This is a genomic window from Embleya sp. NBC_00896, assembly GCF_045207785.1.
In the GTDB taxonomy this organism is placed as follows: domain Bacteria; phylum Actinomycetota; class Actinomycetes; order Streptomycetales; family Streptomycetaceae; genus Embleya.
In genome coordinates this window covers 5,253,874-5,278,231 of sequence record NZ_CP108776.1, presented here as the reverse complement: position 1 = coordinate 5,278,231, position 24,358 = coordinate 5,253,874, and the positions used below count along the sequence as shown (strand labels likewise).

Below are 24,358 nucleotides of genomic sequence, written 5' to 3'. Positions count from 1 at the left end.
GTAGGTGCCATGCGCAACGGTGTTCCCTCGGAGAGGGTTCAATCAGACGACGAACCGGAACGGCCCGCTCGCCCCGGCCGCCGCACCCTCAGCCGAGAGGACTGGGCTCGGGCGGCCCTGGAGGCCATGCGGGAGGGCGGCCTGGGCGCGGTCGCCGTGGAACCCCTCGCGGAACGCCTCGGGACCACCAAGGGCAGCTTCTACTGGCACTTCAAGGATCGCGACTCGCTCATCCAGGCGGCCCTGGAACGCTGGGTGGCCGAGTCCGACGAACTGATGGCCGCCGCCGAACGCATCGAGGATCCGGTCGAACGCGGGCGCCGGCTCACCGAGTACGCGTTCACCGCGCCCAGCGGCGCGGACATCACCACCACGCTCCTGATCCACGCCGCGCACCCGGTGGTGGGGCCGATCCTGGAGCAGGTCACCCGACGCCGGCTCGAGTTCGGCGCGCGGCTGACCGAGGAGCTCGGCCTGCCCGCCGACGTCGCGTACCGGCACGCGCTCACCGCGCTGACGATGACCGTGGGGATCGCGCTGATGCGCCGCGGCGCGCCACAACTGCTGCCCCAGGGCGAGGAGAAGGACGCGTACGTCCGCTACATCATGGAGCTGCTCGCCCCGCCACGGCAGACTTGAACGAGGCCGCGCCGACGAACGGCCCGTACCCACGTGCCCACGTGGGTACGGGCCGTTCGTTGGGAGACCCGGGCGGGATCGCCTACGACCAGTGCCGGGCGCGGCACTAGAGGACCGGCAGGTACCGCTTCAGCTCGAAGGGGGTCACCTGCTGGCGGTACTCCTCCCACTCGTGCCGCTTGTTCCGCAGGAAGAACTCGAAGACGTGCTCGCCCAGGATCTCCGGCAGCAGCTCGCTGCGCTCCATCAGCGCGATCGCCTCGGCGAGGTTCTGCGGCAGCGGCGCGATGCCCAGCGCGCGCCGCTCGGAGTCGGTCAGCGCCCACACGTCGTCCTCGGCGCCGGCGGGCAGTTCGTAGCCCTCCTCGACGCCCTTGAGTCCGGCGCCCAACAGCACGGCATAGGCCAGGTACGGGTTGCAGGCCGAGTCGATCTGGCGGACCTCGATGCGGGTCGACTGCCCCTTGGTGGGCTTGTACATCGGCACCCGCACCAAGGCGGAGCGGTTGTTGTGGCCCCAGCAGATGTACGAGGGGGCCTCGCCGCCCATGCCCGCGGTGCGCGCCGACGCGCCCCACAGCCGCTTGTACGAGTTGACCCACTGGTTCGTGATCGCGGCCATCTCGCCCGCGTGCTTGAGCAGGCCCGCGATGAACGAGCGGCCGACCTTGGAGAGCTGGTACTCGGCACCGGCCTCGTAGAACGCGTTGCGGTCGCCCTCGAACAGGGACAGGTGGGTGTGCATGCCCGAGCCCGGGTGCTCGGAGAACGGCTTGGGCATGAAGGACGCGTGCACGCCCTGCTCCAGCGCGACCTCCTTGACCACGAGCCGGAAGGTCATGATGTTGTCGGCCGTGCTGAGCGCGTCCGCGTAGCGCAGGTCGATCTCCTGCTGGCCCGGGGCGCCCTCGTGGTGGCTGAACTCGACCGAGATGCCCATGTTCTCGAGCATCGTGATCGCCTGGCGGCGGAAGTCCTGACCGACCGGCTGCGGGGTGTGGTCGAAGTAGCCGCTGTGGTCCACCGGTGTCGGCGGGCGCCCGTCGACCGGCTTCTCCTTGAACAGGAAGAACTCGATCTCGGGGTGCGTGTAGAAGGTGAAGCCCTTCTCCGACGCGCGCTCCAGGGTGCGCTTGAGGACGTAGCGCGGGTCCGCGAAGGACGGCGAGCCGTCGGGCATCAGGATGTCGCAGAACATGCGCGCGGTGCCCGGTGCCTCGGCCCGCCACGGCAGGATCTGGAACGTCGCCGGGTCCGGCTTCGCGAGCATGTCGGATTCGTGCACGCGCGCGAATCCCTCGATCGCGGAGCCGTCGAACCCGATGCCCTCCGCGAAAGCCTGCTCCAGCTCGGCCGGAGCCACCGCGACCGACTTCAGGAAGCCGAGCACATCGGTGAACCAGAGCCGCACGAACCGGATGTCGCGCTCCTCCAAAGTGCGAAGCACGAACTCCTGCTGCTTATCCATAATTCCCTATCCTTGCAGGTCGGACGGCCTGTGAGCGATCGGCAGGGCGCTGCGGGGTACACGAGTATCCCGCTACAGGGTTTCGAGCACATTACGTGCCCTTTGCGGTGCACCCTCGGGCACGTACAGCTACCGCGGTGCCCGAGTACGTCCCCTGGTCCTGTACCCCGTGAACCGGTCGTGGACGACTTGCGGGATACCTTCTTCGCGCGGCGTCGCACCGTTCGGCTACCCGTCGGACGAGCCTGCGGGCCCTGGTGGTGAACTGCGCCAAGGGTAGCCTCCGCACCCCTCGGCGCCGAGACCCGGGTTCGCCGCCGGATCCGCCTTTCGCCCGCCGTTCGCCTGCGGTTTTCCGCGCGTCCGATCGCCCGCCACTCGTCGCCGCGAAACCCTCGAACGGCGCGTCGCCGTCGCCCGCGCCACTATTCGTCACTTTGACGCCAAGGGTCGGGTACATTGGGCGGGTGACCCGGATTCGCATCGCCCTCAGCCAGCTCAACCCCACGGTCGGCGACCTCGACGGCAATGCCGAACTCGTCGTCGGCCGGACCCGGCGGGCCGCCGAACGCGGCGCGTCCCTGGTGGCCTTTCCGGAGATGGCGCTCACCGGCTACCCCGTGGAGGACCTCGCGCTGCGCTCGTCCTTCGTCGAGGCGTCCCGGCTCGCGCTCGAGGCGCTCGCGGCGCGGCTCGCCGCGGAGGGGCTCGGCGAGATCGCCGTCGTGGTCGGCTATCTGGACCGGCGCGGGGTTTCCACGCCGCGGCTCGGCCGCCCGGCCGGTGCCCCGCAGAACGCGGTGGCGGTGCTGCACGGCGGCCGGATCGCGGCCCGCTCGGCCAAGCACCACCTGCCCAACTACGGCGTCTTCGACGAGTACCGCTACTTCGTGCCCGGCGATCAGCTCCTGATCGCCCGGATCGGCGGGGTCGACATCGCGATCGCGGTCTGCGAGGACCTGTGGCAGGAGGGCGGCCCGGTCGCCGCCGCGCGCGCCGCCGAGGTCGGGCTGCTGCTGTCGATCAACGCGTCGCCGTACGAGGTCAGCAAGGACGACTCCCGGCTCGACCTGGTCCGCCGCCGCGCGCGCGAGGCCGACTGCGCGCTGGCCTACGTCAACGCGTTCGGCGCGCAGGACGAGCTGGTCTTCGACGGCGATTCGCTGATCGTGGACGCCACGGGGCAGGTGCTCTCGCGCGCCGCGCAGTTCCGCGAGGAACTGCTGGTCGCCGACCTCGACCTGCCCGAGCACACGGTCGACGACAGCGTCTACAGCGCGGGCGACGTGGTGGCCGACGGCCTGACGATCAACCAGGTGATCGTCTCCGACGCCGCGCCGGACCTGCCCGGGCCGGTCGCCGGGCACTCGGTCGCGCCGGCGCTGTCCGACGACGCGGAGATCTACGAGGCGCTCGTCACGGGCCTGCGCGACTACGTCGCCAAGAACGGCTTCAAGTCGGTGCTGCTCGGCCTGTCCGGCGGGATCGACTCGGCGCTGGTGGCGGCGATCGCGGCCGACGCGGTCGGCGGCGGCAACGTGTACGGCATCTCGATGCCCAGCACCTACTCGTCCGAGCACTCCAAGGACGACGCGGCCGACACCGCCCGGCGGATCGGGCTCAACTACCGCCAGGTGCCGATCGCACCGATGGTCGACGCCTACCTCGGCGCGCTCGGCCTCACCGGTCTGGCCGAGGAGAACCTCCAGGCGCGGGTGCGCGGCACGACGCTGATGGGCCTGTCCAACCAGGAGGGTCACCTCGTCCTGGCGACCGGCAACAAGAGCGAACTGGCCTGCGGCTACTCGACGCTCTACGGCGACGCGGTGGGCGGCTTCGCACCGATCAAGGACGTGCCCAAGACCGTCGTGTGGCGGCTCTCGCGCTGGCGCAACGCCGAGGCCGAACGGCGCGGCGAGGTCGCCCCGATCCCGGTGAACTCGATCACCAAACCGCCGAGCGCCGAGCTGCGGCCGGGCCAGGTCGACACCGACTCGCTGCCGCCGTACGAGCTGCTGGACGCCATCCTGGACGACTACGTCGAGCGCGACATGGGCCGCGACGCGATCGTCGCGGCGGGCTTCGAGCCCGAGCTGGTGGACCGGATCCTCAAGCTCGTGGACACGGCCGAATACAAGCGTCGGCAGTATCCGCCGGGCACCAAGATCTCGCTCAAGGCCTTCGGCCGGGACCGGCGCCTGCCGATCACCAGCCGGTGGCGCGAGAGCGGCTGACGAGCGACACGACGAACACGAGGAAGGGGCCCGGCCGCGATGGCCGGGCCCCTTCCTCGTCGTATTCCTCGTGTTCCTCGTGTTCGGTGTGTCCGTGCCGCTCGGCTCAGCGCAGGCGCAGGTCGGCCTGTACCGGCTTGTGGTCGCTGGACGTGCTGCCCAGCACCTTCGCGTCGGCGGCGGTCATCCCGCGCGTCATGATGTGGTCGATCGCGGCCATCGGGAACGACTCGGGCCAGGTGAAGCCCATCCCGGTGCCGGCCGCGTCCTGCGCGTCCCGCAGGTAGCGCGTGATCGGCTGCAGCGCGCGGTCGTCGGTGGTCCCGTTCAGGTCGCCGGCCAACACCACGTGCGGTGCGGTCTCGACCGCCAGCGCCTGGGCGAGCCGGCCGATCGTGTGGTTGCGCTCGCCGATCGTGAAGCCGCTCGCGCCGAAGCGCACCGACGCCAGGTGCACGGCGTAGAACGCGACGTCGCCCTTGGGCGTCTGGATCACCGTGCGCAGCGCCCGGGTGAAGCCCATCCCGACGTCGACCGCCTCGGCCTTGTTCATCGGGAACGCGCTCGTGGTCCACACCGCGACCGTGCCCTCGTGCTGCACGTTCGGGTACTTGTCCTTGAGCACCGCGTTGTACAGCTTCCACGCGCCCTCGGGCAGCTCCTCGAGCGCGATCACGTCCGCGTTCGACTTCAGCAGCGAGCGGGCGGTGCCGGCCGGGTCGGTGTTGACCGCGTTCACGTTGTGGCTTACCACGCGCAGATCGTGCGAACCACCGCCGCGGCCCGGCATGAAGAACCCGCCGAACATCACCACCCACACCATGATCGGCACCAGCGTCGCGGCCACCGCCGTCCACGAGCGGCGGATCGCCGCGCAGATCAGCAACACCGGGACGACCAGCCCCGCCCAGGGCAGGAACGTCTCCACGAAGCTGCCCCAGTTGCCCGGCGTATTGGGCACCAGGCGGTGGAACGCGAGTGGCAGGGTCGCCAGGATCGCCACGACCGCGATCACCCGGCCGCGGCGCCACGGCGGGGTACGCCAGGTCCGAATCGCCCCGTCCCGGAGGTTCTGCCACGACAACCGCGACCCTCGCCGAGGAGCGCCGTGACCGGCCGGTTGCGGCTCGGCTCCGGTGTCCGTCGTGGTGGGCCACGTCATGCTGCCTCCTGAAGTCCCAGGTTCGAGTCCCGCATGTCCGCGTCACCGTACGAACAAAATGCCGCCTACGTCGAAACGGACGCCGAGAAGCGGCCGATAGGTTCCCTGCGGGCTCAGGAGCGCGCGCGAATTCCGTCGAGCAGCGCGGCCGCGAGCTGGGCCGGGAGCTCCGGCTCCAGGCTTGCGTTCTCCCGTACGAGCTTGCGCACCAGTATGGGGCCCGTCACCAGGTCCATCAGGACCTCCATGGGCAGATCCGCGCGCAGTTCGCCGGAGTCGACTCCGCGTTGCAGCACCTCCCGCAGTACCGCGCGACGCTTCTCGACCACCACCTCGTGGTAGCGCCGGTGCAGTTCGGGATGGCGCTTCATCTCGCCGGTGACCATGCCCATCAGTCCGTCGCCGCGCTTGTCTATGGCCTGGAGGCGCATGTTCTCCAGAATGATCACCAGGTCTTCGCGCAGCGACCGGCCGGGGAGCGTGGCCGGCGGCACCTCGGCGGACTCGACGGCGGCCACGACCAGGGCCTCCTTGCCGGGCCACCGACGGTAGATGGTGGCCTTGCCCACGCCCGCCTCCTGGGCCACGGCCTCGACGGAGATCGCGGCGATGCTGCGGTGCTCGTCGAGCAGCCGCAGCGTCGCCTCCAGGATCGCCCGCTCGGCCTCCTCGCTGCGCGGTCGACCGCGACGCGGCTTGTCGACCGCGACGCCCTCGGCCGTCGCCTCGACCGGCGGATCGACGGCGGGCGCTGCTGTTGGTTCGGGCGTGGCAGGTTGCATGTCAGACCTTCACGGGGCGCTGTTCCTCTGCGGGCTCTCCGGGACGGCCCGCTTCGGGAGCAGTCTGCCCGGCCTCGCGCCGAGGCATCCACAGGAACACCACGATCGTGCCGATCAGACCGACCACGGCGGACCCGATCGCGGCCGCGTGCATGGCGTCGATGAAGCCGTCCTTGGCGGGGTCCACGAGCGCCGCACCCCGGTCGCCGAGCCGGCCCGCGACCGCGAGGGTCGCCTCGACCGAGTCGCCCGCCGGGCCCTTGGGCACGTCCGGCGGGAGCCTGTCGAGGTCGCCGGAGATCCGGTCGCGGTAGACGGAGGACAGCACCGAACCCAGGATCGCCACGCCGAGCGCGCCGCCGACCTGCCGCACGGTGTTGCTGACGGCCGATCCGGCACCCGCCTTCTCACGCGGGAGCGAGGCCATGATCGAGTTGGTGGCGGGCGGCATCACGTGCGCCATGCCCGCGCCCTGGAAGAAGAACACGACGCACAGGGTCCAGATCGGCGACGTGCGGTCCATCGCCAGGAAGGACAGGAAGGACAGGGCGACCACGAGCATCCCGCCGGTGGTCACCGCGCGGACCCCGAACCGCTTGACCATCACCGAGCTGCGCGCCGAGAACAGCAGTTGCCCGACCGCGAGCGGAAGCAGCAGCAGACCGGTCTGCAACGGCGTGTAGCCGCGCACGCTCTGCAGGTAGAAGGCCATGAAGAAGGTCACGCCCATGAGCGCGAAGAACACCAGGCCGATCGCGCCGGCCGCGGCGGAGAACGCCGGGTCGCGGAAGAACCTGACGTCCAGGGCGGGGTGGTCGCTGCGCTTCTCGAACCACACGAAGTAGCCGAGGATCACCAGGCCGAGCACGATCGTGCCGACCACCTCCAGGCTGCCCCAGCCCGCGTCGCCGCCGCGGATGATGCCGTAGACGAGCGAGACCAGGCCCGCGATGGACAGTGCGACACCGATCGGGTCGAGCCGGCCGGGGTTGGGGTCACGCGAGTCCGGGACGAGCAGCAGCATCGCGACGATGCCGACGATCACGATCGGGACGTTGATCAGGAAGACCGAGCCCCACCAGAAGTGGTCCAGCAGCGCGCCGCCGGTGATCGGGCCGATCGCGATCGCCAGGCCCACCGCGCCGGACCAGATGCCGATCGCCTTGGCCCGCTCCTGCGGCTCGAACACGTTGCTGATGATCGAGAGGGTGGCGGGCATCACGAACGCGCCGCCGAAGCCCATCACCGCACGCGCGGCGATCAACTGCTCGGGGCTCTGCGAGTAGGCGGACAGCAGCGACGCGAGGCCGAAGACCACCATGCCGAACAGAAGGGTGCGCTTGCGGCCGAAACGGTCACCGAGGATGCCGGCGGTGAACAGCAGGCCCGCGAAGACCAGGGTGTAGGAGTTGATCGCCCACTGGAGCTCGCTCTGGGTCGCCCCCAGGCCCTGCTCGGGGTCGGCGATCGTCTTGATCGCGACGTTGAGGATCGAGTTGTCCAGGACGACCACCAGCAGGCTGATGACGAGGACACCGAGGATCGCCCAGCGTCGCCGATGTATGTGCTCGTCGACCGTGCGTGGCATGGGGGTGTTCGCTGAAGTCACGGGTGAGGCTCGATTCATCCGACTGGGACGGCTGATGTACTGCGTACAGGCTAGCCCACTTTACGAAACGAGACCGTCTCGTATTGCAAAGCCTCGGTAAATCGCGCGTGCCGTATTCCCCCGGAATCCGGTGCCGGGCTCCCCTGTTGTCCTGCTGGGGCGCGTGTCACCATGGCGTTGTCCGGGGACGCCGTCCGTGCGCCTCGAGTCGGGAGAACAGCATGTCCACCAGCAATTCCGCGCAGTCGATAACCACGTCGACCGAGGGCCCTGGGCTGACCCTCTACGGCGGCGACGGGACGGGGCGCCGGGTCACCGTGCGCGACCTGGCCCGCGCGAAGCGGGCCGGCGAACGCTGGCCGATGCTCACGGCCTACGACGCGATGATCGCCTCCGTGTTCGACGACGCGGGCATCCCCGTGCTCCTCGTCGGCGACTCGGCCGGCAACAACCACCTCGGCTACGAGAACACCGTGCCGGTCACCATGGACCAGCTCGTGATGCTCACCGCCGCGGTCGTGCGCGGCACCAAGCGCGCGATGATCGTGGCCGACATGCCCTTCGGGTCCTACCAGGAGTCCCCCGAGCAGGCCCTGCGCAACGGCGCGCGCTTCCTCAAGGAGGCCGGTGCCGGTGCGGTCAAGCTGGAGGGCGGGAAGCGTTCGGCGCACCAGGTCGAGGCGATGGTCGCGGCCGGCATCCCGGTGATGGCCCACCTGGGGCTCACCCCGCAGTCGGTACACACCTTCGGCGGCTACCGCGTCCAGGGCCGCGACGACGAGAGCGCCGAGCAGTTGATCGCCGACGCCAAGACGATGCAGGCCGCGGGCGCGTTCTCGGTGGTCCTGGAGTGTGTGCCGGAGGAGTTGGCCGCGCGCGTGACCGATCTGCTCGACATCCCCACCATCGGGATCGGCGCGGGCGCGCGGTGCGACGCGCAGGTGCTGGTGTGGACCGACATGGCGGGCATGACCACCGGCCACACGCCCAAGTTCGTCAAGCAGTACGTGGACCTGCGCGCCGCGCTGGGCGACGCGGCCAAGGCGTTCGCGGGTGACGTGGTGGGCGGTGCCTACCCGGCGCCGGAGCACGCGTTCCACTGAGTGTGACGACAGGGGGGCCGTACGATCGGAAGCCACGGTCGTACGGCCTCTTCTGCGCACTTGGAGCAGTTCGTGACGCAACCCTTCGGTGACTACGATCGCCGACCCGCGAGGGGCGGCTCGCTGCGGCACGTCCGGCCGAGCCCGGTGTTCCTCGCGATCGTCGCGGTGTGCGCCGCCTCGGGCTGGTACGCCTGGCGCGACGACGGCTCGACGGAGACCGCCGCCCGCACGGCCGTGTTCCTCATGGTCATGTCGGGCTGGCTGGTGTCACTGTGCCTGCACGAGTTCGCGCACGCGTTCGCCGCGCTGCGCTCCGGGGACGAGGGCGTCGTGGGGAAGGGCTATCTGACCCTCGACCCGCTCAAGTACAGCGATCCGCTCCTGTCCTTCATCCTGCCGACCGTCTTCGTACTGCTCGGCGGCATCCCGCTCAGCGGCGGCGCGGTCTACCTCGACCGCTCGGCGATCCGAGGTCGGGCCCGCAACAGCGTGGTGTCGGCCGTGGGGCCACTCACCAACGCCGTGATCGCGATCGTGCTCGCGCTGCTGCTGGGCTCCGGAGCGGTGGACGGCGCGAGCCCGACCTTCCTGGCCGCGTTCTCGTTCCTGATCCAACTCCAGGTCATCGCGGCCGTGCTCAACCTGCTGCCGGTGCCGGGCCTGGACGGCTACGGCGTGCTCGAACCGTGGCTGCCCTACGGCTTCCGCAAGGCGGTCGCCCCGTACGCGCCCTACGCGATCCTGTTCCTGTTCGCGCTGCTGTGGTCGCCGTCCGTCAACCGGGTGTTCTACGACGTGATCGACCAGATCACGAACGCGCTCGACGTGTCGCCGTTCCTGGCGGACCAGGGCTACCGGCTGTTCCGCTTCTGGTCCTGACCGCGCCGCCACAGCCGGGACAGCCGGCCCGGCTCGCGCGGCGGCCGGGTCTCGTCGGGTGTGAGGTGGTGCTGCGGCACCGCGTAGCGATGCAGGTAGCTGCCCACGAACGCCTGCGCGGTGGCCGCGACCGGAATCGCGACCAGCGCCCCGACCACGCCGAGCAGCGAGGCGCCCGCGATCACCGCGCCGAACGCGACCGCCGGGTGGATCTCGACCGTGCGCGCGGTGATCCTGGGGTGCAGCAGGTAGTTCTCGAACTGCTGGTAGGCCGTCGCGAACAGCACCACCCACAGCACCGTCAAGGGGCTCACCGTCAGCGCGATCAGCGCGGGCAGCACGATCGCGATGTACGTCCCGACGGTCGGCACGAACTGCGAGATCAGCCCGACCCACAGCGCGAGCGGGACCGCGTACGGGACGTCGAGCACCAGGAACGCGATGTAGTGCGCGAAGGCCGAGATCAACGCGAGCGCGGCACGCGAGTAGAGGTAGCCGCCGGTCTTGTCGATCGCGATCTCCCACCCGCGCAGCACCTCGCCCTGCCGCTCCGGCGGGAGCAGCGAGCACACCGCGCGGCGCATCCGGGGGCCCTCGGCGGTGAAGTAGAACGTGAACAGCGCGATCGTGAAGAGCTGGAACACGCCGCCGACGATCGCGGCGGAGAAGCCGAGCGCGTTGTCGGCGACCGTCTGGGCGTAGCCCTGGACCGTGCCGGAGTCCTTGAACAGGTCGTCCTGGATCTCCTCCACCGTCAACTCGGTGTCGAACGTGCGGTTGGCCCAGGCGACCAGGCTGTCGACGTAGTCCGGCAGGTTGCGCGCGAGTTCGACGATCTGGTCGATCAGCAGTGAGCCGACCAAGGCGACGAAGCCCGCACAGGCGAGGAAGACCACGACGAAGGCGATCCCGGTCGCGAGCCCGCGCCGCATGCCGCGCCGGGCGAGCCGGTCCACGGCCGGCTCGAAGGCGAGCGCGAGGAAGAACGCGAGCAGCAGGTCGATCAGCAGCGTGCGCAGTTGGTCCAGGGTCCAGCCGAGCAGCCGGAAGCCCGCGATCATCGCGAGGATCATGAGCACGGCCCGCGGCAGCCACGGCGGCATCCGATCGCTCGGGGCGATCCGGGCGGTCGGCGGGTCGGGTGTGCTCACATGGGCTCCCTGTGCTGTCGCACACCACTGTGACGTGGCATGCGTCGAATGACAGGAAGAGCCTAGAGCGTCATGCTATGCCCGTTTGGTCATGCGCGTTTCGTGGCCGACAGGCCCAGCGAGGTACAGACCCCCCGCCACACGACCTTGGCCTCGATGCCCGCGGCCAGCGCCTCGTGCACGGTGCGGCCGCCAAGCTCCGACATCACGTGGTCGCGGGCGAAGGACTCGGCGTACGCGTCGCCGAAGTGGGCGCGCATGCGTCGCCAGAAGTCGGTCATTCCCATCCGGCCAGTATCCCGGTCCGGGCGGCCTCCGCGATTCTCCGCCGCCCTCGCCCGCCGGTCGGCCAACGCGAATGTCGGACCCACGCGGCACCATGGGGAGTTATGCCGCACGACGACTCCGCATCGATCCTCGCCGGGTTCTCTCCCGCCACGCGGGAGTGGTTCACCGGCGCCTTCCACGCGCCGACACGGGCTCAGGCGGGCGCGTGGCGCGCGATCGCGGAGGGCCGGGACGCGCTGGTGGTCGCGCCCACCGGATCCGGCAAGACCCTCGCGGCCTTCCTGTCCGCGCTGGACCGGCTCGCCGCCGAGCCGGTGCCGGCCGACCCGCGGCGCCGGTGTCGGGTGTTGTACATCTCGCCGCTCAAGGCGCTCGCGGTCGACGTCGAGCGCAACCTGCGCAGCCCGCTCACCGGCATCCGGCAGGCGGCGGTGCGCCTGGGGCTGCCCGAGCCGGAGGTCACCGTGGGCGTGCGCTCCGGGGACACCCCCGCGGCGGACCGGCGACGGTTCGCCACGAAGCCGCCGGACATCCTGATCACCACGCCCGAGTCGCTGTTCCTGATCCTCACCTCGCAGGCCCGCGAGGCGCTGCGCGGAGTGGACACGGTGATCGTGGACGAGGTGCACGCGGTCGCCGGCACCAAGCGCGGCGCGCACCTGGCGCTGAGTCTGGAGCGCCTCGACGAGCTGCTGGAGCGGCCCGCGCGCCGGATCGGCCTGTCCGCGACCGTGCGCCCGGTCGACGAGGTCGCGCGCTGGATGCGCTCGACGGGCGACGTCACCGTCGTCCAGCCGCCGTCCACCAAGACGTTCGAGCTCTCGGTCGTCGTACCGGTCGAGGACATGGGCGAACTCGGCGGCGGCACCGGCGACTTCGACGAGGCGGGCAACGAGCGCAAGGCCTCGGTGTGGCCGCACGTCGAGGAGCGCATCGTCGACCTGATCCAGGCACACCGCTCGACGATCGTGTTCGCCAACTCGCGGCGGCTCGCCGAGCGCCTGTGCGGCCGGCTGAACGAGATCGCCTACGAACGGGCCACCGGCGAGGAACTGCCCAAGGACTCGTCGCCGGCCGAGCTGATGGCGCAGGCCGGCAGCAGCAAGGGCGCGCCACCGGTGCTCGCGCGCGCCCACCACGGTTCGGTGTCCAAGGAGCAGCGGTCCCTGGTCGAGGAGGACCTCAAGGCCGGCCGGCTGCCCGCGGTGGTCGCCACGTCGAGCCTGGAGCTGGGCATCGACATGGGCGCGGTGGACCTGGTCGTGCAGGTCGAGTCGCCGCCGTCGGTGGCGTCCGGGCTGCAGCGGGTGGGCCGGGCCGGGCACCAGGTGGGCGCGGTCTCGCGCGGCGTGATCTTCCCCAAGTTCCGCGGCGACCTGGTGCAGACCGCGGTGGTGACCGAGCGGATGCGCGAGGGGGCCATCGAGTCGGTCCGCTCGCCGCGCAATCCGCTCGACGTGCTCGCGCAGCAGATCGTGTCGATGGTCTCGATCGAGGACCGCGACGTGGACGCGCTGCTCGCGCTGATCCGCCGGGCCGCGCCGTTCACCGCGCTGCCCGTGTCGGCCTACGAGGCGACCCTGGACATGCTCGCCGGCCGCTACCCCTCCGACGCGTTCGCCGAGTTGCGGCCGCGGATCGTGTGGGACCGGGTGGGCGGCGTGCTGTCCGCCCGCCCGGGCGCCCAGCGGCTCGCCGTCACCTCCGGCGGCACGATCCCCGACCGCGGCCTGTTCGGCGTGTTCCTGGTCTCCGGCGACGCGAAGTCGCGGGTCGGCGAGCTGGACGAGGAGATGGTCTACGAGTCGCGCGTGGGCGACGTGTTCACGCTGGGCACGTCGTCGTGGCGGATCGAGGACATCACGCACGACAAGGTGCTGGTCTCGCCCGCTCCGGGGCTGCCGGGCAAGCTGCCGTTCTGGCACGGCGACGCGCTCGGCCGGCCGGTCGAACTGGGCCGCGCGCTCGGCGCGTTCGTACGCGAGATCGGCACGCTCTCGGCCGACAAGGCCCGCGTGCGGGTGGCCGCCGCGGGGCTCGACCCGTGGGCCGTCGACAACCTGCTCGGCTATCTGGGCGAGCAGCGCGAGGCCTGCGGACACGTCCCGGACGACCGGACGATCGTGGTCGAGCGGTTCCGCGACGAGCTGGGCGACTGGCGCGTGGTCGTGCACTCGCCGTTCGGCGCGCAGGTGCACGCGCCGTGGGCGCTGGCGATCTCGGCCCGGCTGCGCGAGCGGACCGGGCTCGACGTGCAGACGATGCACGGCGACGACGGGATCGTGCTGCGGCTGCCGGACACCGGCCAACCCTTCGGTGACGAGCCCTTCGGGGAAGGCTCCGACGATCTCGCGGCCGGCACGCTGCCGCCCGACTTCGCGGTCTTCGAGGAAGCCGAGATCGAACCGCTGGTGACCGCCGAGGTGGGCGGCTCGGCGCTGTTCGCGTCGCGCTTTCGCGAGTGCGCGGCGCGGGCCCTGCTGCTGCCGCGCCGGATGCCGGGGCGGCGCACACCGCTGTGGCAGCAGCGGCAGCGCTCGGCGCAACTGCTCGCGGTGGCGAGCGAGTACGGCTCGTTCCCGATCGTCCTGGAGACCATGCGCGAGTGCCTCCAGGACGTGTTCGACGTGCCGGGTCTGACCGGCCTGATGCGCGACATCGCCACGCGCGCGGTGCGGATCGTCGAGGTCACCACGACCGAGCCGTCCCCGTTCGCGCGCTCGCTGCTGTTCGGCTACGTCGCGCAGTTCATGTACGAGGGCGACTCGCCGCTCGCGGAGCGCCGTGCGGCGGCGCTCGCGCTCGACTCACGGCTGCTGGCCGAGCTGCTGGGCCAGGCCGAGCTGCGCGAGCTGCTCGACCCGGAGGTGCTGGCCCGCACCGAGGGCGAGTTGCAGCGGCTGGCCCAGGACCGGCGCGTGCGCGACGCCGAGGGGGTGGCGGACCTGTTGCGGCTGCTCGGGCCGCTGACCACCGCCGAGGTCGCGGCGCGCAGTACGGACGCGTTCGATGCCGACTGGTTGACCGGCCTGGAGCACTCCCGCCGGGTGATCCGGGTGCGGATCGCGGGCGAGGAGCGCTGGGCCGGCGTCGAGGACGCGGGCCGGCTGCGGGACGCGCTCGGCACCGCGCTGCCGGTCGGTGTCCCCGAGGCGTTCACCGAGCCGGTCAAGGACCCGTTGGGCGACCTGCTCGCCCGGCACGCGCGCACGCACGGGCCGTTCCGGGCGGGTGAGGCCGCGGCACGGTTCGGCCTGGGGGTCGCGGTGACCACCGGCACGCTGGAGCGCTTGGCGGCGAGCGGGCAGGTCGTCTCCGGCGAGTTCCGGCCGGGCGGTTCCGGCCTGGAGTGGTGCGGCGCGGAGGTGTTGCGGATGCTGCGCCGGCGCTCGCTCGCGGCGCTGCGGCACGAGGTCGAGCCGGTGCCGCCGGTGGCGCTGGCCCGGTTCCTGACCGCGTGGCAGGGCGTGGGCGCGAGCGGGGTGCGCGGCCTGGACGGCCTGGTTCGGGTGGTCGAGCAACTACAGGGCGCGAGTGTGCCGGCGTCCGCGCTGGAGAAGCTGGTGCTGCCCTCGCGGGTGGTCGGCTACACCCCCGCGATGCTCGACGAGTTGTGCGCGGCGGGCGAGGTGGTGTGGGCCGGGCACGGCGCGCTGCCGGGCAAGGACGGCTGGGTCTCGCTCTACCTCGCCGACGCCGCGCCCTACCTGCTCCCGCCGCCCGTACCACTGGACGCGACCCCGCTGCACGGCGCGATCCTGACCGCGTTGGCGGGCGGCTACGCGTTGTTCTTCCGGCAACTGGTCGAGCGGCTGGCCCAGGATCCGACGCTCGACCCGATGCCGGCCGAGGGCGTGATCGCCGAGGCGCTGTGGGATCTGGCGTGGTCGGGGCGGGTCACCGGCGACACGCTGACCCCGCTGCGGGCGCTGCTCGGCTCGGGGCGCACGTCCGGCTCGACCGCGCACCGGGCCCGGCGGGCGACCCCGCGCGGGCGATACGCGGGGCTGAGCCGCGGTCGGCCCGTGGGCGTGCCGCGGACCGGCCCGCCGACCGTCGCCGGCCGCTGGTCGCTCGCCCCCGCGCCCGAGCCGGACCCGACCCGGCGCGCGCACGCGCTGGCCGAGACCCTGCTCGACCGGCACGGCGTGGTCACCCGCGGCGCGGTGGTCGCCGAGGGCAGCCCGGGCGGTTTCGCGGCGGCCTACAAGGTGCTGAGCGTGTTCGAGGACGGCGGCCGGGTCCGCCGGGGCTACTTCGTGGAGGGCCTGGGCGCGGCCCAGTTCGCCGCCGACGGGGCGGTGGACCGGCTGCGCGCGCTGCAGACCGCGAGCGAGCGGCGCGAGCCGCACGAACTGCCCGACGCGGTCGTGCTCGCCGCCGCCGACCCCGCCAACCCGTACGGCGCCGCGCTGCCGTGGCCGGACCGGCCCGGCGAGACGGGGGCGGCCACCGGCCGGGCCGCAAGGCGGGCGCGCTGGTGATCCTGCTCGACGGCGAGCCCGTCCTGTACATCGAACGCGGCGGCCGCACCCTGCTGTCCTGGACCGACGACCCGGACCGGGTCGGGCCCGCCGCCGCGGCGCTGGCCTCGGCGGTGCGCGCGGGCGCGCTCGGCAAGCTCACGGTCGAGAAGGCCGACGGCGCCGAGGTGTTGACCTCCTCGCTCGGGAAGGCGCTCGAAGCGGCGGGCTTCCACGCGACCCCCAAGGGGCTGCGCCTTCGCGGGTGACACCGTTTCGTTACACGAGCGCCCGGTGGGCGAAACACTGCGGTCATGTGCGTCCCGCAGGATCGGAACCACGGAAGGCGACGTCGGGGGCGACCCGGGCGAAGTCGGCCGGCACCACCCGCCCGTGGCGACCCTGCACGCGTCACGGTCGGGATGCACATGGATCCGGCGTCGCGAACGTGTTCCTGGCCGCGCGCTCGCGACGTCGGTCCCCGGCATGACTCCTGTGGCACCGCGACCCCCGGGGTCCGGCCGCACCCGATGGGTCCGGGGGGACACTCGGGGGCCGGGCGCCGGGCCCGGGGCGTGTCCTCGCGACGATCGCGCACCCGGGACAATGGCGACATGCCCGAAGGCGACAGCGTGTTCCAGGCGGCGCGGCGACTGCGCGCGGCGCTCGTGGGCCGCCCGCTGACCGTGACCGACTTCCGCGTGCCGAGGATCGCGACCGTCGATCTGACCGGCCGCTCGGTCCTGGCGGTCGTCCCGCGCGGCAAGCACCTGCTGACCCGGATCGAGGGCGACGTCACGCTGCACACCCATCTGCGGATGGACGGCACGTGGGAGATCCAGCGCACCGGTTCGCGCCCGCTCCCCCGCCCGCCGCACGCGATCCGACTGATCCTCGCGAACCCCGAGCACACCGCGGTCGGCATGCGGATGCCCGTGGTCGAACTGCTGCGCACCGCCGACGAGTCGACCGTGGTCGGCCACCTCGGCCCCGACCTGCTCGGCCCCGACTGGGACCCGGTCGAGGCCGCCCGCCGGCTGGCCGCGCGCCCGGACCGGCCGATCGGCGACGCGCTCCTGGACCAGCGCAACCTGGCCGGGATCGGCAACGTGTACCGCGCCGAGTTGTGCTTCCTGCGCGGCATCGCCCCGTGGACCCCGGTCGCGGCGGCCGGCGACCCGAACGCGTGGGTCGCCCTCGCGCACCGGCTCCTGTTCGCCAACCGCGACCGGGTCGGCCACATCACCACCGGCGACACCCGGCCCGGTCGGCGGCACTGGGTCTACGGGCGCGGCGGCCGTCCGTGCGCGCGCTGCCGAACCCCGATCCGGCGTGCCGACCTGGGCGATCCGCCCCGCGTGACGTACTGGTGCCCGCGCTGCCAGCCGTCACCCGATGGGAGTACACCCAGTGACCGGGGCCCGGGCGGTTCGTCGTACAGGGCATGACGTCGCCCCGGATCGTGCCGGCCCTGGTGTTGCCCGTCCTGATCCTGGCCGCCGCCGGGTGCACGACGGTGTCCGCGCCGCCGCCCACCCCGCGACCGGTCGCGCCGGTCGGGGTCACCCTCGCCCCGCCCGCGCCGACCACGGACCCGCCGCGCCCCGAAGCCGAGCCACCGGCCCCCGCGATCACCGCCATGGCGGGCGGCCCCGAGGAGCCCACCGCCGACGCCCCGGACGCCCCGGATGCCCCCGCCGCCCCGCCGACCGCGGCCCCGCCGAGCGCGCCCCGGACGGAGGCCCCGCGCAGCCGCGCCGGCGCCCCCGTCGTGAAACCCGCCCACGAACCCCGCCCCGCCCGCACCACCGCGCCGGCGCTCCGCCTGGACCGGTTTCCCCGAAACGCGTGCGACGGCCTCGCCGAGGGCGGCGTGTTTCCCGAAGGCGGCGCCGCGCACCGCTGGTGCCACCGGCAGGAACAGCGGCACCGACACCCGGGCGAACGCCGGCGCTGACCCCCGCGACAGCGCTGCGACAGCGCCTGCGGTGACGCCGATCTCCTTGCCCCACACACTCATTGACTGTTCGTCAGATGGCTCGTACGGTCGGCGCGCCGCACACGACCAACGCCGGGAGGCCATCCGTGTTTCGTGAAGCCCTCGATCTGACCGGCCGGGTCGCCGTCGTCACCGGCGCGGCCTCGGGAATCGGCCGCTCCAGCGCGGAGGTGCTGGCCGACCTCGGCGCCACCGTGGTGTGCGCCGACATCGACGAGGCCGGCGCGAACGCGACCGCGAAGGCGATCCTGGACGCGGGCGGCGCCGCGACCGGCACCCGCGTGGACACCTCGAGCGCCGACCAGGTCGACGCGCTGATCAACGACGCCGTCGCCGCGCACGGCCGGCTCGACGTGCTCGCGAACATCGCCGGGGTCATGCACATGAGCACGGTCGTGGAGACCGAGGAGGCCGACCTCGACCGGGTCCTCGCGATCAACTTCAAGGGCGTCTTCTTCGGCTGCCGCGCCGCCGCCCGGGTGATGACCCGCCAGGGCTCGGGCAGCATCGTCAACATGGCCTCCGGCGCCGTGGACACCGCCACCTCGGGCCTGCTGTGCTACGGCGCCGCCAAGGCCGCCGTGGTCCAACTCACCAAGACCCTCGCCACCGAGGTCGGCCCCCGGGGCGTACGGGTGAACGCGGTCGCGCCCGGCTGGATCGTCACCGGCATGACCGGCCGACACTGGACCGACGCCGACGGCAACGAGGACGAGGACCGCAAGGCCGCCGTCGCCGCGCCGATGGCCAGGATGTCGCCGCTGCGCACCGTGGGCGAGCCCACCGACATCTCGTACGCGGTGGCCTACCTCGCCTCCGACGCCGCCAAGTTCGTCACGGGCCAGATCCTGCGCCCCAACGGCGGCGTCGCGATGCCCTGGTAGCCCCGACCGGCGCCGCCGGGACCGCCGGGACCGCCGCTTCGGCGTCCTCCCGATCGGCGGCCCTTTCGGCGCACAGCCGGCACTGCGCGTCGCCCCGACGCCCCGGCCGGGGCATCCGGGCGCTCCGGCGGACCCGCGCGCAGTGCACGGGCAGGATCGACAGGCTCCAGCCACCCAGCAGGAGCGCCCCGGCGACGGGGGTGTATCCGGGTTCGTCGCGGGTCACCGCCCAGGCCATCGCGGCCCACCACACAAGGGTCGACAGCACGGCCAGGGTCCACGTGGACCGGCCGCGCCCACGGATGTCGCCGTCCACCGGGCGGGCCACGCGTGCGCGGTCGCGAGGGGCGGCTCCCGCGGGGTGGTCCCGGATCGTGTCCACGGCTCGCACCTCCCCGGATCCTCCGACGAGGATCCTCCGCGGGAGAGTCCCCGAACCGGGGTCATCGCATGCGTCCGCCCCGCCCCCCGCTGGTCGCGGTATCGGGGAGCGGGGCGGAACAGCCGAGTCGAGAGCGGGTTCGCGCCGGGCGGGCCGGGTTCTCGGCCCACGACATCCGGCCCGTCAGGCCGCCACCACCACGCTCACCGCGTTGTCGGAGGAGATCGGGCCGGGGCCCGACGACCGGTCGTTGTTCTGACGTTCGGCGGCGGCGCGCTCGTTCGGCGTGAAGCCGGCGCCGACCGGTTCCAGGACCGGACGCATCGCCTCGGCCGAGGCCAGCTCGGCGAGGGCCAGCTCGTCGCTGACCTCCCGCATGAGCACGGACATGCGTACGTCGAGTGCGTCGCAGATCGCGGCCAGCAGTTCGGACGAGGCTTCTTTTTGTCCGCGCTCGACCTCGGACAGGTAGCCAAGGGATACCCGGGCTGAGGACGACACCTCGCGCAGGGTGCGACCCTGACGCTGGCGCTGGCGCCGCAGCACGTCACCCAGCAGGCGACGGAGCAGGATCATCGGTCGCTCCCTCCTAGGGCGGCTCGGGGGGTCACAGCCCCACCGTACCCGCCCGATCGCGCGGGTGCGCCCGCCTTACGGTCCTGTTCACTCAGGGCGTGGAACCTTGACGGCAGGGGGGTCCAGGGTCCATGGGGCTTCCGGCCCGTTCCCGCCTCGATGCGCAACACGTTGATCCACAGCCTTCCGCGTGTCCCCTGCATTCCCGATCGACGAGGAATCCTCGCCGAACAGGCGTTCCCGTTCAGCCCGTGCACGACGGGTCCTGCTCGGCCGGCAGGCCCGCGACGACGCACCGGAGCAGGTCCAGCGCGCGAACCACGGTCATCTCCCGAATCCTGTCCCGGCTGCCCGAGAACCGGAGCGAAAGCACCGTTGTGCCCTCGGGGCCCGCGACCGCGATGTATACGGTGCCGACCGGTTTGCCGTCCTGGGGGTCCGGTCCGGCGACCCCCGTCGTGGCCACCCCGTACGTACCCGACATCGTTCGACGCACACCCTCGGCCATCCGCGCCGCCACGTCCGGGTGAACGGCGCCCTCGGCGGCGAGCAGGTCGGCGTCGACGCCGAGCATCGCGGCCTTGAGGTCGGTGGCGTAGGCGGTGACCGAGCCGCGCACGCTCGCGGACGCGCCCGGGACCGTGGTCAGCTCGGCCGCGACCAGGCCGCCGGTGAGCGATTCGGCCACCGCGACGGTCGCGCCCCGCTCGCGCAGCAGGGCCAGTACGACGCCCGCGAGCGTGTCGCCCGCCTCGCCGTACACGCAGGCGCCCAGGAGCTCGCGCGCCCGGACCGCGGCGGCGTCCACGGCCGCGTCCCCGCCCGGGCCGGTCGAGGTCAGCTTGACCCGGGTCTGGCCGGCCGTGGCGAGGTAGGCGACCTCGACCGCGCCGGCGACCGCGAGTTCCTTCTCCAGCGATTCGAGCATCCCGGCGATCACGCCCTCGCCGATCGAGGCGGTCCGCAGCTGGCGCTGGGCCCGGGCGGGCGGTTCGCCGGCGCGGCGCAGCAGGTCGGGCAGCACCTGCTCCTCGGTCATCGCGATCATCTCGTGCGGCGGGCCCGGGATCGCGTAGACCACGACCTCGCCGACCGACACCGCCACGCCGGGGGCGCTGCCGTTGGCGTTGGGCAGGCTGCGACCGCCCTCGGGGACGTCGGCCTGTTGCAGGCCGAGCGCGGTGAGCGTGCGGTTCATGCCCTCGTAGCGCCGACGCAGCCAGTCCTCGATCCCCGGATCGCGGCGCAGCGGGACCCCGGCGACCGCGGCTATCGCCTCGCGGGTGCGGTCGTCGGAGGTGGGGCCGAGCCCGCCGGAGACGATCACGGCATCGGCGCGGCGAACGGCCTGGGTGAGCACGTCGACCATCGCGTCGAGGCCGTCGCCGACCGTGGACACGCCGGTGACCCGCAGGCCGGCGGCGGTGAGCCGACGGCCGAGCGTCACCGCGTTGGTGTTCACCACGTCGCCGACGAGCAATTCGTCGCCCACCGCGACCAGTTCGACCTTCAATTCGCGCATGGTGTCTCTTCCCCCAGTCGCCGGGATCCGCCCCGGCGTCAGACCTGTCCGGCCGGCACCTGGCTGCCGCGTCGCAGCCGAACGGCCTTGACGACGTAGTCCAGACCGGTCACCACGGTGATGATCACCGCGGCGGCCATGATCCAGGCCCGCGAGCTGGCCAGCGGGCCGGTCATGACCAGCGTGTACATCCCGATCGCGACGCCTTGCAGCATCGTCTTGGCCTTGCCTCCGCGGCTCGCGGGGATCACGCCGTGGCGGATCACCCAAAAGCGCAGCAGTGTGATCCCGACCTCGCGGGCGAGCACGAGCAGCGTGACCCACCACGGCAGGTCGCCGAGCGCGGACAGGCTGATCAGCGCGGCGCCCATCAGCGCCTTGTCGGCGATCGGGTCGACCAGCTTGCCGAAGTCGGTGACGAGGTTGTGCATCCGGGCGAGCTTGCCGTCGAACAGGTCGCTGATGCTGGCGACCGTGAAGGCGGCCCACGCCCAGGCGCGCCACTTGGGATCGTGACCGCCGTCCTGGAGCAGCAGCACGACGAAGACCGGCACCAGGGCCACGCGCATCATGGTGAGCGCGTTGGCCGCGTTCCACGCGCTCACCGATGTCGTGGGGTCGCCGAGGCGGTCGGGCTTCGGCGGGTGGTTCGCGGCGGCGGCGCGGACGGCCTCGGCCGGGCGCCGGCGGTGCGGTGCCGGTTCGGCCGTCACCGATCGCCCCCGGGCACGATCACGTCGATCGCCTCGCCGTGCAGGTCGGCGCCCTCGCTGTCGGTGATCCGGACCCGGACCAGGTCGCCCACGCGCAGTCCCTCGCCGACGACGGTGGTCGAGCCGTCGGTCTCGGGTGCCTGGTGGGTCGCGTGGCCCTCGGCGGTGCCGTCCTCGCCGAGCTCCTCGATCAGCACGATCGCCTCGGTGCCGATCCGCTCCTCGGCGCGCTGGCCGACGAGTTCCTCGGCGAGCCGCGAGATGCGCTCGACCCGGGCCGCGACGACGTCGGCGTCGAGCTTGTCGGCGTAGCCGGCCGCCTCCGTGCCGTCCTCGTCCGAGTAGCCGAACACGCCGATCGCGTCGAGGCGGGCCTCGATCAGGAAGCGCTCCAGCTCGTCCACGTCCTCCTCGGTCTCGCCGGGGAAGCCCACGATGAAGTTCGAGCGCGCGCCGGCCTCGGGGGCCTTGGCGCGGGCCTGCTCCAGCAGCCCGGTGAAGGCCTCGCGCGAGCCGAACCGGCGCATCCGGCGCAGCACCGGCTCGGCGGCGTGCTGGAAGGACAGGTCGAAGTAGGGCGCGACGCCCGGCGTGCCGGTGAGCACGTCGATCAGGCTCGGGCGCATCTCGGCGGGTTGCAGGTAGTTGACCCGGACCCGCTCGATGCCCTCGACGGCGGCCAGCTCGGGCAGCAGGGTCTCCAGCAGCCGCAGGTCGCCGAGGTCCTTGCCGTAGGACGTGGAGTTCTCGCTGACCAGGACGATCTCGCGGACGCCCTGCTCGGCCAGCCAGCGGGCCTCGGCGATCACGTCGGAGGGGCGGCGGGACAGGAACGAGCCGCGGAAGGAGGGGATCGCACAGAACGAGCAGCGCCGGTCGCAGCCGGACGCGAGCTTGAGCGAGGCGACGGGGCCCTCGCCGAGCCGACGGCGCAGCGTGCGCGGCCCGGACGCGGGGGCGACGCCCTCCGGGAGGTCTTCGGGGGCGCCGTGGCCGGGCACCGCGACGTCGACGGCCTGGCGCTCGACGGGCGTGATCGGCAGCAGGGCGCGGCGGTCGCGCGGTACGTGCGAGACGTGATTCTCGCCCGCGAGGATCGAGCGCAGGCGCCCGGAGATGTCGCTGTAGTCGTCGAAGCCGAGCACGGCGTCGGCCTCGGGCAACTCGCCGGCGAGCTGGTCGCCGTAGCGCTCGGCGAGGCAGCCGACCGCGACGACGGCCTGCGTACGGCCCTCGCCCTTGAGGTCGGCGGCCTCCAGGACGGTGTCGATCGAGTCCTTCTTGGCGGATTCGACGAATCCGCAGGTGTTGACCATCACGACGGAGGCGTCCGCGGCGTCTTCGACGAGGGACCAGCCGTCGGCCTCGAGCCGTCCGGCGAGCTCCTCGGAGTCGACCTCGTTGCGGGCGCAGCCGAGGGTGACCAGGGCGACGGTGCGCAGGGCGGAGGGGCTCTCGGCCGGGGCGGCGGGGCTGGTGGTATCGCGGGCGGGCATGCCGGAAAGCCTACGTCAGAGGTGAGCATGGACCGGACGCAGGGAAGCGTGCGGCGGTTCCGGCCGGATCGAGTGGGTTCACCGACCGGTGGAAGGCGTGGGCGAAGCGCTCGTCCGCCTGGTGGAAGGCGTCGACGAAGCGGTCGTGCGCCCGGCGGAGGGCGTCGGCGAAGTGCTCGGCTGCTTGGTGGAAGGTGTCGGCGAAGCGCTCTGCATCTGCGGTGCGGGGTCGCCGGGCACGAAGGTGTACTTGACGACCGCCCCGGGCGGGCCCGCCGCGCCGACCTCCTTGCCGTTGACGGTGAGCTGTACCGCGCCGGAATTGCCGATCTGGAGTTCGAGCTTCGCGGGGTCCGAGAACGTCTTGCTCTCGCCCTTGGCCAGAATCGTCTCGAAGATCTCCTTGCCCTCGGCGTCGAGCGTGCGCACCCAGCTGGGGCCGTCGATCGCGTTGACCAGGACGGTCACCTCGGCCGGGAACTGCGGGCTCTGGACCGCCGATTCCACCGGGGGCGGCGGGGGCGCGGGCGCGGCCGGGGTGGTGGGCTGCAACGTGGTCGTGGGCGTGACGCGCGACGCGGTCGCCTTCTCGTCTTCGTCGGCGCGCCCGCCCGCGAGCTGGACGAACGCGAAGATCAGCACGATGACCACGGCGACACCCATGGCCATGCTCCAGTTGGGCCGGCGGTGTTCGATCGACTTGCGCGGGGAGTCGAAGATCTCGATCGGGCGGGGGGTGCTCCTGCCGCCGACCGTCGCGTCGTATTCGGCGAGCAGGGGCATCGGGTCGACGCCGGTCGCGCGGGCCACGGTGCGGATGTGGCCTCGGGCGTAGAAGTCGCCGCCACACGGCTCGAAATCGTCCTGTTCGATGCCTTCGATGACGGCTTGTCGAATTCGGGTGACCTCACTGAGCCGGTCCACAGTGAGACCGGCCCGCACTCGAGCCTCGCTGAGGCTCTGACCGATCGACACGATACGCCCCTTATGCCTCATACGTCGCGA

At 72.4% G+C, this 24,358-nt stretch carries 21 protein-coding genes; 9 read left to right on the top strand and 12 right to left on the bottom strand.

Annotated elements, in window-relative coordinates; translation table 11 throughout:
* Positions 1 to 9 precede the first annotated feature (9 nt).
* Complete coding sequence (locus tag OG928_RS23955; RefSeq protein ID WP_406287162.1) at positions 10 to 639, top strand: TetR/AcrR family transcriptional regulator; 630 nt, start codon at positions 10 to 12, stop codon at positions 637 to 639.
* A 106-nt stretch (positions 640 to 745) separates the two neighbouring features.
* Here OG928_RS23955 and OG928_RS23950 read toward each other — a convergent pair whose 3' ends face one another.
* Positions 746 to 2,107 carry a glutamine synthetase family protein gene (locus tag OG928_RS23950; RefSeq protein ID WP_406287160.1) on the bottom strand — a complete coding sequence of 454 codons (1,362 nt, stop codon included), beginning with the start codon at positions 2,105 to 2,107 and terminating at the stop codon, positions 746 to 748.
* A gap of 467 nt (positions 2,108 to 2,574) precedes the next feature.
* Here OG928_RS23950 and OG928_RS23945 point away from each other — a divergent pair, with 467 nt between their 5' ends.
* Positions 2,575 to 4,341, top strand: coding sequence for an NAD+ synthase (locus OG928_RS23945; protein WP_406287158.1), 1,767 nt, complete (start codon positions 2,575 to 2,577; stop codon positions 4,339 to 4,341).
* A gap of 106 nt (positions 4,342 to 4,447) precedes the next feature.
* On the opposite strand, the gene OG928_RS23940 is transcribed toward OG928_RS23945, so the two are convergent.
* From OG928_RS23940 to OG928_RS23930, 3 genes are all read right to left on the bottom strand, one after another.
* Complete coding sequence (locus tag OG928_RS23940; protein WP_406287156.1) at positions 4,448 to 5,503, bottom strand: endonuclease/exonuclease/phosphatase family protein; 1,056 nt, start codon at positions 5,501 to 5,503, stop codon at positions 4,448 to 4,450.
* Positions 5,504 to 5,616: 113 nt separating this feature from the next.
* Entirely contained in the window at positions 5,617 to 6,285 is a 669-nt protein-coding gene (locus OG928_RS23935) for a TetR/AcrR family transcriptional regulator (protein ID WP_406287154.1), read from the bottom strand.
* A 1-nt stretch (position 6,286) separates the two neighbouring features.
* Positions 6,287 to 7,873: an MFS transporter gene (locus OG928_RS23930; protein ID WP_406287152.1), complete on the bottom strand. Its 1,587-nt coding sequence runs from the start codon at positions 7,871 to 7,873 to the stop codon at positions 6,287 to 6,289.
* A gap of 242 nt (positions 7,874 to 8,115) precedes the next feature.
* On the opposite strand from OG928_RS23930, the gene panB reads away from it, so the two are divergent.
* A complete protein-coding gene (gene panB, locus OG928_RS23925) occupies positions 8,116 to 8,997 on the top strand; it encodes a 3-methyl-2-oxobutanoate hydroxymethyltransferase (RefSeq protein WP_406287150.1) in 882 nt (293 codons plus the stop codon).
* Between the two features lie 123 nt (positions 8,998 to 9,120).
* Complete coding sequence (locus OG928_RS23920) at positions 9,121 to 9,879, top strand: site-2 protease family protein (protein ID WP_406291158.1); 759 nt, start codon at positions 9,121 to 9,123, stop codon at positions 9,877 to 9,879.
* On the opposite strand, the gene OG928_RS23915 is transcribed toward OG928_RS23920, so the two are convergent.
* Positions 9,852 to 11,030: an AI-2E family transporter gene (locus OG928_RS23915; protein ID WP_406287148.1), complete on the bottom strand. Its 1,179-nt coding sequence runs from the start codon at positions 11,028 to 11,030 to the stop codon at positions 9,852 to 9,854. The two genes, OG928_RS23920 and OG928_RS23915, sit on opposite strands and share 28 nt — an antisense overlap.
* Before the next feature lie 89 nt (positions 11,031 to 11,119).
* Positions 11,120 to 11,317, bottom strand: coding sequence for a DUF3046 domain-containing protein (locus OG928_RS23910; RefSeq protein WP_406287145.1), 198 nt, complete (start codon positions 11,315 to 11,317; stop codon positions 11,120 to 11,122).
* Between the two features lie 102 nt (positions 11,318 to 11,419).
* Here OG928_RS23910 and OG928_RS23905 point away from each other — a divergent pair, with 102 nt between their 5' ends.
* The 5 genes from OG928_RS23905 (at position 11,420) to OG928_RS23885 (ending at position 18,664) form a co-directional block, all read left to right on the top strand.
* Positions 11,420 to 15,802: an ATP-dependent helicase gene (locus tag OG928_RS23905; protein ID WP_406287144.1), complete on the top strand. Its 4,383-nt coding sequence runs from the start codon at positions 11,420 to 11,422 to the stop codon at positions 15,800 to 15,802.
* The gene (locus OG928_RS23900) at positions 15,799 to 16,050 is read left to right on the top strand and encodes a hypothetical protein (protein WP_406287141.1); all 252 of its coding nucleotides are present in this window, start codon (positions 15,799 to 15,801) and stop codon (positions 16,048 to 16,050) included. Before OG928_RS23905 ends, OG928_RS23900 begins: the two co-directional genes overlap by 4 nt.
* A 345-nt stretch (positions 16,051 to 16,395) precedes the next feature.
* Positions 16,396 to 17,229 (top strand): Fpg/Nei family DNA glycosylase, encoded by an 834-nt coding sequence (locus OG928_RS23895; protein WP_406287139.1) that lies wholly within the window; start codon positions 16,396 to 16,398, stop codon positions 17,227 to 17,229.
* A complete protein-coding gene (locus OG928_RS23890; RefSeq protein WP_406287137.1) occupies positions 17,226 to 17,738 on the top strand; it encodes a hypothetical protein in 513 nt (170 codons plus the stop codon). Before OG928_RS23895 ends, OG928_RS23890 begins: the two co-directional genes overlap by 4 nt.
* A 128-nt stretch (positions 17,739 to 17,866) precedes the next feature.
* Entirely contained in the window at positions 17,867 to 18,664 is a 798-nt protein-coding gene (locus OG928_RS23885; RefSeq protein ID WP_406287135.1) for an SDR family NAD(P)-dependent oxidoreductase, read from the top strand.
* On the opposite strand, the gene OG928_RS23880 is transcribed toward OG928_RS23885, so the two are convergent.
* The 6 genes from OG928_RS23880 to OG928_RS23855 all read right to left on the bottom strand — a co-directional run bounded on the left by OG928_RS23880 (position 18,615) and on the right by OG928_RS23855 (position 24,328).
* Positions 18,615 to 19,046, bottom strand: a complete 432-nt coding sequence (locus OG928_RS23880; RefSeq protein ID WP_406287134.1) for a hypothetical protein — start codon at positions 19,044 to 19,046, stop codon at positions 18,615 to 18,617. The two genes, OG928_RS23885 and OG928_RS23880, sit on opposite strands and share 50 nt — an antisense overlap.
* A 183-nt stretch (positions 19,047 to 19,229) precedes the next feature.
* Positions 19,230 to 19,622: a helix-turn-helix domain-containing protein gene (locus tag OG928_RS23875; protein ID WP_406287132.1), complete on the bottom strand. Its 393-nt coding sequence runs from the start codon at positions 19,620 to 19,622 to the stop codon at positions 19,230 to 19,232.
* 244 nt (positions 19,623 to 19,866) lie between these two features.
* Entirely contained in the window at positions 19,867 to 21,144 is a 1,278-nt protein-coding gene (locus OG928_RS23870) for a CinA family nicotinamide mononucleotide deamidase-related protein (RefSeq protein WP_406287130.1), read from the bottom strand.
* Between the two features lie 38 nt (positions 21,145 to 21,182).
* Positions 21,183 to 21,857, bottom strand: a complete 675-nt coding sequence (pgsA, locus tag OG928_RS23865) for a CDP-diacylglycerol--glycerol-3-phosphate 3-phosphatidyltransferase (protein ID WP_406287128.1) — start codon at positions 21,855 to 21,857, stop codon at positions 21,183 to 21,185.
* On the bottom strand, positions 21,854 to 23,353 hold the full coding sequence (gene rimO, locus OG928_RS23860) for a 30S ribosomal protein S12 methylthiotransferase RimO (RefSeq protein WP_406287126.1): 1,500 nt from the start codon (positions 23,351 to 23,353) through the stop codon (positions 21,854 to 21,856). Before rimO ends, pgsA begins: the two co-directional genes overlap by 4 nt.
* A 78-nt stretch (positions 23,354 to 23,431) precedes the next feature.
* On the bottom strand, positions 23,432 to 24,328 hold the full coding sequence (locus tag OG928_RS23855) for a helix-turn-helix domain-containing protein (RefSeq protein WP_406287123.1): 897 nt from the start codon (positions 24,326 to 24,328) through the stop codon (positions 23,432 to 23,434).
* Positions 24,329 to 24,358: the final 30 nt, after the last annotated feature.